This is a genomic window from Patescibacteria group bacterium (assembly GCA_022560785.1).
Classification (GTDB): domain Bacteria; phylum Patescibacteriota; class Minisyncoccia; order Phycocordibacterales; family JADFSL01; genus JADFSL01.
The window spans coordinates 1-6,818 of the sequence record JADFSL010000028.1; the positions used below are offsets into that span (position 1 = coordinate 1).

Consider the following 6,818-nt stretch of genomic DNA (forward strand, 5'->3'; position numbering starts at 1 on the left):
GCAGTTATAGGTGTGGTGTTTGTAATCTGAATTAATGCATCTGCGGTTATTGGTAAATCAATAAGTGAATTTAAAAACTCCATTGGAGGCAAAGAGCCAAAAAAACCAAAAGGTTAACTTCTTTGATGAAACTTCCTTTATTATCACATCTTGATGAGCTTAGAAGCCGCATTATTAAGATTTCATTGTTTTTCTTAGTATTTTTTATTGTTACGTTTGTGTTTTCGAATAAGATAATCTTTTTTTTGCAAAATTCTATTTTAGAAGGTGTCATCAATTACAGTGAGGATAAGCTATGAATTCACTAACTAAGGTGGAAGCGGAACAGTTTACTAGGAGTTGTTCTGTACGAGAAGGAGAAGAACTTGAATACGAGATACAACGTTACTCAGATAGATACGACATTCCTGTTAAAGAACTTGAGAAGCTAGTTAAAAACAATAGGGATACAACACCACAAGATTGATTCATCTGCTTCTTAAAGAGCGCATATAGAAGTCCTTTCGGGCTTCTTTTGTTTTAAAAAATGATTAAAAAAGATATTGCAAAGAAAAAACTACCCAGCGCACCCGGGGTGTATTTTTTTCTTGGCAAGGTAAAACAGAAAAAGAAGATTCTTTATATTGGCAAAGCATCATCACTTCGCGATAGGGTAAAAAGTTATTTCAGTCGCGATATAGAAAAGACTCGTGGTCCGCTTATTTCGAAGATGGTTTTGGAAGCAAACGACATTACTTATGAAAAGACTGATTCGGTACTAGAAGCGTTGATACTAGAGGCCAACCTTATCAAGAAGAATCAACCGACGTATAACACCAGAGACAAAGACAATAAAAGTTTTAACTATGTGGTGATTACCAAAGAGGATTTTCCGAAAGTTATTTTGGTGCGTGGAAGGGAAATGTCGCAGACTGATACTGCAAAGCGTGCAAAATACGTATTTGGCCCATTTCCGCATGGAGTGATTTTTAAAGAAGCAATGAAGATAGTGCGGAGGATGTTTCCATTTAGAGATAAGTGTAAACCACATTCTGGGAAACCATGTTTTAACAAACAGATTGGGCTTTGTCCGGGCGTGTGTTCTGGAGACATTTCTAAATCTGAATATGCCCGCACCATAACACACATAAAACTGTTTTTTGAAGGGAAGAAAAAAACACTTATAAAAAAACTTGAGCGGGAAATGAAAAATTATGCTCGCAAAAAAGAATTTGAAAAAGCTCAAGTGGTGAAAAAAACACTCTTTGCACTTAATCATATACAGGATATTGCCCTAATCAAAAATTTACTGTCCAACTACATAGGACCGACCTATGTACATAGGTCGGTCCTATGTAGTTTTAGGGTTGAGGGGTATGATGTGGCGCACTTGGGAGGCACCAACATGGTGGGGGTGATGACGGTGGTGGAGGATGGAGAAGTAAATAAATCAGAATACCGCAAATTTAATATTAAAAATGTAAATGGCATCAATGATACTGCGGCACTAAAGGAAATTCTTTCACGGCGCCTAACCCATAGTGAATGGACTCTGCCTAATCTTATGGTTGTTGACGGAGGTATTGCACAAAAAAATGCTGCACTTCAAATATTGAAAGAAGTAGGGGTGAATATTGCGGTTGTATCGGTGGTAAAGGATGAACATCACCGGCCACGCAGTATTTTGGGAGAAAAAACTATCCGCCGGAAATATGAAAATGAGATTCTTCTTGTGAACAGTGAAGCACATCGATTTGCAATAGGTTTTCACAGAAAACGCCGCCGGAAATACTAATGTAAGTGAATAGTATTTGTTATACTAATTGTATGCACAAAGTAAGAGTAGGAGTTCTACGCGGTGGGCCGAGCAGTCAGTATAATATTTCACTTCAGACGGGTGACAATGTGCTTCACAACCTGAATAGGGAAAAATATACACCGTACGATATACTCATCACACTCGACGGCACATGGCATCTTCACGGAAAGGAAACATTACCGGAGACTGTTTTTAGTGTTGTTGATGTGATGTTTAATGCTCTCCATGGTACTTATGGAGAAGACGGCAAGGTTCAGTCACTTCTCGATACTTTTTCTGTGCCATATACTGGTTCACAGGCACTTCCTTCCGCTACCGGTATGAATAAAGTACTTACCAAACAGGCACTAGTCCAACTTGATATCAAGATGCCGCAACACCTTGTGATTGAAACTCCCGACAACATTGAAGAGCGAGCGTTTGATATTTTTAGAAATTTTCCACAACCAACTGTTATTAAACCAGTAATCGGTGGATTATCAGTTGGGGTCACACTTGCAAAAACTCCAGACGAAATTGCAGAAGGTGTCCGATTTGCGTTTGAATATGCGCAACAAGTACTTGTTGAAGAATACATTGGTGGAAAAGAGGCAACGTGTGGTGTGGTAGAACAGTTTAGGGGGGAAGTGTTGTATAAACTACTACCAGTTGAAATTATTCCACAGAAAGAAACTGGTTTTTTTGATTATAATGCAAAGTATAATGGGCTCCATGAGGAGCATTGTCCAGGAAATTTTACCTTTGATGAAAAAAAAGAATTGGAGAGAATTGCAGGTTTGGTGCACACAACACTTGGACTGTACGGCTACTCACGTTCGGATTTCATTGTTTCTCGTCGAGGGATATACTTTCTTGAAACAAATACATTACCCGCGCTGACAAAAATAGCTTCCGTTCCCAAAGCGCTTGAAACAGCGGGTTGTAGCTTTCCAGAATTTCTTGATCACATTATCGGTCTTGCTATGGCGAGGAAATAAGGTAAAATATCTTTGTTTTGAAGTTTGGGCCCGTAGCTCAGTTGGCTAGAGCACCTGTTTTGCACTCAGGAGGTCGCAGGTTCGATTCCTGTCGGGTCCACAACGAAAGAAACTACTCGCTTTATGCGAGTTTTTTCTTTTGTCGTTGTGAGAACTCTACAGGAATCGAAAGACGGAGGCGGTATACAAGACGAGCGGAGCGAGTGCTTGTCGCCGAGTCGGGGTCGAGAGTACTTAGGCTTTTGTGAGTGAAACGAAACAAAAGACTTAGTAACTCGTGACCGATTCCTGCTTGCATATTACACCACACTATTGACAATCCACTATTTGTAGTGTACTATTTGACACAGTAAACTTGATACATTAACTAATTGGAGGTGCAAAATGGCTCGTATACTTTATGCCGATGACAGTGGAGTTTCGCGTATACTGACGGCGGCAAGGCTCGATAGAATGAATTTAGATTGTGTAGTGGTCGACGATGGAATTGATGCATGGGCGCTACTTGAAGATGGAGAAATATTCGATCTTATTATCTCGGATTTTGAAATGCCAAGGATGAGTGGAGTTGATTTGTTAATAAAAGTGCGAGGAGACACAAGAACAGCCCAAATACCTTTCGCACTTTTTACCGGTCATGAAAGTAGCCATAAAGTTGGCGACATCACTCTCGAGGTCGTGTGCCAAGAACTTAATGCAACTTTGATTCATAAGCCATGCTCCAACTTCTCCGACATTGTCACAAAACTTTTGGAATGACAGCCAATATAGACTAAAACCACACCCTCACCGTTTTTGGAGAGGGTGTTTTTATGTTGAACAACATATTGACATTTTTCTATTTTAGGGTATTATCAAAGTAGAAATTCTTGACCAATTTACCTAAAAGAGGGCTCTTTATATGAATGATTACACAACAACAGCTCGACAGTGCCTTGAAACACTCCGTGACGGTACACATCTTTACGATAGTGCCCTAAACCTATTGTTCCGTGAATTACAATTGAAAAAATTGACTCTCGAAGATATCGACACAGATGATAAGGAAATCGGGAAGTTGAGAGTACTCGGTTGCAAAATAGCCGCCGTTAGATGGCGGGACATTCTTCGCGAAAATTCTTTTCACACCAACGTCGCTGTCAACTTCATTAGCTATATGTATCAAGAGCTTGAATCGGGAGAACTTTCTCTCGAAGATATTGGTATTGAGGATGACGAAATGCAATCGTTCAAGCAAGAACGTTGTGTGGCAACTTGTTGATACACAAACAGACCCACCAAAAGGTCGTATGTTTTATACATACGACCTTTTTACTTATCCCACGCATGGTTTTGCTTGCATATAGCAAATATGATAGGGTTTTTAGTATGGAAAAAGACGAAAAGATTACAGGGTATTGTGTTAAGTGCCGAGTCAAGGAAGGCCGCGAGATGAAAGATGTCGAAGAGGTCACCATGAAGAATGGTCGCAGGGCGGCCAAGGGCAAGTGCACAGTATGCGATACCGGAATGTACAGGATCCTTCCAAAGGCTAAATAAGCTTAGGGAGGGATTTTATAGTTTTCACAAAGTATCTATCCCAACAGTGTTGGTGAAAAAAGAAACAGATAAGCTGATAACCACAGCGGTGTTTATTCGTGTGCTACAAGAATCATATATTTAGATTTGCACGAACCATACGAAAAGTGTATCGTGCGCACTTGCACTTGGAAGTCATGAATCTCTTGTCAAAACCGATTGGAAAATCGGCGATGTGGTAAAAAAGATTAAAGAGAAATTAGGCTAAAAATGAGCGATCGATTGTATTTCACCAAATGACATCAATGCAAAATATACTTATTTTACGCCATATTTTAATCTCTTTAAGTTATCCACAGGTTGGATTGTATATTTTTATTGACTTCTCTTAAACCGTTAGTACTATTAACATTGTGTTCATTTCATTGCTTTGCATTTGGAGTGAATGCTGGAGTGTATCACTCCGGTGATATGCTCCACGGAATGCACCACCTTCACGGGTGGTGTTTTCCATTTTAAAATAAGCTTGGAATGAGAAAACCTTTTCCGTGGATAATGTAGTTTAGCAATATGTGTAACCTGCTATACTTATAGGCACATGAAAACGGTTACATTAACAGAGCTTTCGGCTCCCGGTTGTGAGCACTGCAAAACTTTTGAAAAGTTTTGGAGTTCTATTGAAAAAGAATGGCCGAATGTAAATTATAAAAATCTTAATGTCACCACTTCCGAGGGGCAGGAGTTGGCATCAAAGCATATGATTATGACATCTCCTGGTATTGTCATAAATGGTGAATTATTTTCGACAGGAGGTGTTAATACGAAACAGTTATTGGAAAAATTAAAAGAACTTTCAGAATAACCACTATTTTAAATATGGACGAACAATCCAATCAGCCAATCCAACAATCAACACAACCCACAAAATCTTTACAGTCTCCATCTTCTGAATCAGAACATGGAGGGGCTCCTCAGGGTGGCAATGACAAAAGGACACGATTAGTCGTTGCGATGATTGGCTTTGTCCTCTTTGTCATTTTTGTGATTGGTGTTCTTTGGTTTGCTACCAACCCGTCAATGGGGGCAGGGCTTGCACTCGCGTTTATTGCTGGCCTTACAATGATTTTTTTGCCCTGTACGCTACCAATGGCTTTTGTTATTGTGCCACTTACATTAGGAAAGAATCCTAAAAAAGGGCTACTCATGGCAGTCTTCTTTGGGCTCGGACTTGCTCTCACACTGAGTTTTTATGGGCTGGTTATTGCCGCTCTTGGACAGATTATTGGTCTTACGAAAGCGACACAGGTACTTCTTATAGTTGGTGGTGGTGCCGCATTTATCTTTGGTCTCTCTGAAATTCGTCTTTTAAAATTCAGATTACCAGCATATTCGGGAAAGTTTCCCGCATTTATTCAGAAGCAAGGAGATTACATCAAAACTTTTCTTCTCGGGCTTTTTCTCGGCAATGCCGGAGTTGGCTGTCCCAACCCCGCTTTTTATGTCCTTCTTGGCTATATTGCGACAGTGGGAGATCTCTTCAACGGCTGGTTTTTGGGTTTTATTCACGGCGTGGGGCGCGCGGTGCCGCTTATCTTTCTTGCAATTTTGGGAATACTTGGTATTAATGCCACCAGCAAAATTGCCGGCAAGCAGGAGGTAATAGAGCGCTATATGGGATGGGTGCTGATATTTATTGGCGCCTTTATTTTAACTTTTGGTCTGTTTGGCCACGACTGGTTTATTGTCTCCGGTATCCATACCACATGGGAGCAGTTTGTAGTGAGTGTTGGGGGTGCACAGTTTGGGGAAATTATTTTGCGGCACACACATAAACTGGTTGAAGGACAAGAATTCCTCAGGTACGGCAATCTCTTTTTCTTGGGATTAATTGCAACGACCATAGCGTTGTTCACATATATAAGAAAGCCAGCACGAAAACATCTTATGATTATTCTCTCTATGTTTGCCGCTGTTGTACTTTTTGTCGGTTATTCAACAGGGTGGACATTCCAGTTTGGTGCACAAGCTGAACATGCTCACATTGATGCACCTGGTACTCCAGCGGAACACGGACACTAATGATGACAATTTCTAAGAAGACATTTTTTGGTTTTATTGTAAGCGTGAGTGTCGCATTGCTCGTTCTTTTCTCCATACCTTTTTTCGTGTTCGCCAACGGAGGTGCCGAAATTGAGCCGCATGAAGAAGTGGTAGTGGAACAGATAATGGATGAAGAAGAGCATTTTGTTGAGGATGGGCACACCGATCACACACATGCAACAGTTACAACAGAGCTATGGTGGCAAAGTCCGGTATGGTGGGGACTGTTTCTTACATCGCTTTTGCTTATTTTACTACTTTCATTTGGTGTCTATAAATACTTACAGGATAAACCGGTTAAAATTAAGATTAAATCATCTTCAAAATAATTTATGGAAGAGAATCAAAACAATCAACCACCAACAGATGAAGCACCAGCTCAAGTACAGACATCTGGAGAGACGACGGCAACGACACTTCCACAG

At 40.4% G+C, this 6,818-nt stretch carries 10 protein-coding genes and 1 tRNA gene; all 11 read left to right on the forward strand.

Translation table 11 applies throughout. From position 1 onward, the window contains the following. Positions 1 to 125 precede the first annotated feature (125 nt). The 11 genes from IIB50_02665 to IIB50_02715 all read left to right on the forward strand — a co-directional run bounded on the left by IIB50_02665 (position 126) and on the right by IIB50_02715 (position 6,722). Positions 126 to 299: a twin-arginine translocase subunit TatC gene (locus tag IIB50_02665; protein MCH7529996.1), complete on the forward strand. Its 174-nt coding sequence runs from the start codon at positions 126 to 128 to the stop codon at positions 297 to 299. Further along, positions 296 to 466 (forward strand): hypothetical protein, encoded by a 171-nt coding sequence (locus IIB50_02670; protein MCH7529997.1) that lies wholly within the window; start codon positions 296 to 298, stop codon positions 464 to 466. Before IIB50_02665 ends, IIB50_02670 begins: the two co-directional genes overlap by 4 nt. Positions 467 to 526: 60 nt before the next feature. After that, positions 527 to 1,774: a GIY-YIG nuclease family protein gene (locus IIB50_02675; protein ID MCH7529998.1), complete on the forward strand. Its 1,248-nt coding sequence runs from the start codon at positions 527 to 529 to the stop codon at positions 1,772 to 1,774. Positions 1,775 to 1,806: 32 nt separating this feature from the next. Then, a complete protein-coding gene (locus tag IIB50_02680) occupies positions 1,807 to 2,775 on the forward strand; it encodes a D-alanine--D-alanine ligase (GenBank protein MCH7529999.1) in 969 nt (322 codons plus the stop codon). A gap of 26 nt (positions 2,776 to 2,801) precedes the next feature. After that, a tRNA-Ala gene (locus IIB50_02685) sits at positions 2,802 to 2,875 on the forward strand. Between the two features lie 284 nt (positions 2,876 to 3,159). Beyond that, a complete protein-coding gene (locus IIB50_02690; GenBank protein ID MCH7530000.1) occupies positions 3,160 to 3,534 on the forward strand; it encodes a response regulator in 375 nt (124 codons plus the stop codon). A 142-nt stretch (positions 3,535 to 3,676) separates the two neighbouring features. Continuing rightward, positions 3,677 to 4,036 carry a hypothetical protein gene (locus tag IIB50_02695; protein ID MCH7530001.1) on the forward strand — a complete coding sequence of 120 codons (360 nt, stop codon included), beginning with the start codon at positions 3,677 to 3,679 and terminating at the stop codon, positions 4,034 to 4,036. Between the two features lie 107 nt (positions 4,037 to 4,143). Then, entirely contained in the window at positions 4,144 to 4,314 is a 171-nt protein-coding gene (locus IIB50_02700; protein ID MCH7530002.1) for a hypothetical protein, read from the forward strand. A 577-nt stretch (positions 4,315 to 4,891) separates the two neighbouring features. Then, on the forward strand, positions 4,892 to 5,155 hold the full coding sequence (locus IIB50_02705; GenBank protein MCH7530003.1) for a thioredoxin family protein: 264 nt from the start codon (positions 4,892 to 4,894) through the stop codon (positions 5,153 to 5,155). A 14-nt stretch (positions 5,156 to 5,169) separates the two neighbouring features. Continuing rightward, a complete protein-coding gene (locus tag IIB50_02710) occupies positions 5,170 to 6,372 on the forward strand; it encodes a cytochrome C biogenesis protein (protein ID MCH7530004.1) in 1,203 nt (400 codons plus the stop codon). After that, the gene (locus tag IIB50_02715) at positions 6,372 to 6,722 is read left to right on the forward strand and encodes a hypothetical protein (protein ID MCH7530005.1); all 351 of its coding nucleotides are present in this window, start codon (positions 6,372 to 6,374) and stop codon (positions 6,720 to 6,722) included. Before IIB50_02710 ends, IIB50_02715 begins: the two co-directional genes overlap by 1 nt. Positions 6,723 to 6,818: the final 96 nt, after the last annotated feature.

Excerpts from the sequence above, each read along its gene's own strand:
- IIB50_02705 (MCH7530003.1), top strand. The coding sequence starts at position 4,892 with ATGAAAACGGTTACATTAACAGAGCTTTCGGCTCCCGGTTGTGAGCAC.
- IIB50_02690 (MCH7530000.1), top strand. The coding sequence starts at position 3,160 with ATGGCTCGTATACTTTATGCCGATGACAGTGGAGTTTCGCGTATACTG.
- IIB50_02680 (MCH7529999.1), top strand. The coding sequence starts at position 1,807 with ATGCACAAAGTAAGAGTAGGAGTTCTACGCGGTGGGCCGAGCAGTCAG.
- IIB50_02710 (MCH7530004.1), top strand. The coding sequence starts at position 5,170 with ATGGACGAACAATCCAATCAGCCAATCCAACAATCAACACAACCCACA.
- IIB50_02670 (MCH7529997.1), top strand. The coding sequence starts at position 296 with ATGAATTCACTAACTAAGGTGGAAGCGGAACAGTTTACTAGGAGTTGT.
- IIB50_02715 (MCH7530005.1), top strand. The coding sequence starts at position 6,372 with ATGATGACAATTTCTAAGAAGACATTTTTTGGTTTTATTGTAAGCGTG.
- IIB50_02695 (MCH7530001.1), top strand. The coding sequence starts at position 3,677 with ATGAATGATTACACAACAACAGCTCGACAGTGCCTTGAAACACTCCGT.
- IIB50_02665 (MCH7529996.1), top strand. The coding sequence starts at position 126 with ATGAAACTTCCTTTATTATCACATCTTGATGAGCTTAGAAGCCGCATT.
- IIB50_02675 (MCH7529998.1), top strand. The coding sequence starts at position 527 with ATGATTAAAAAAGATATTGCAAAGAAAAAACTACCCAGCGCACCCGGG.
- IIB50_02700 (MCH7530002.1), top strand. The coding sequence starts at position 4,144 with ATGGAAAAAGACGAAAAGATTACAGGGTATTGTGTTAAGTGCCGAGTC.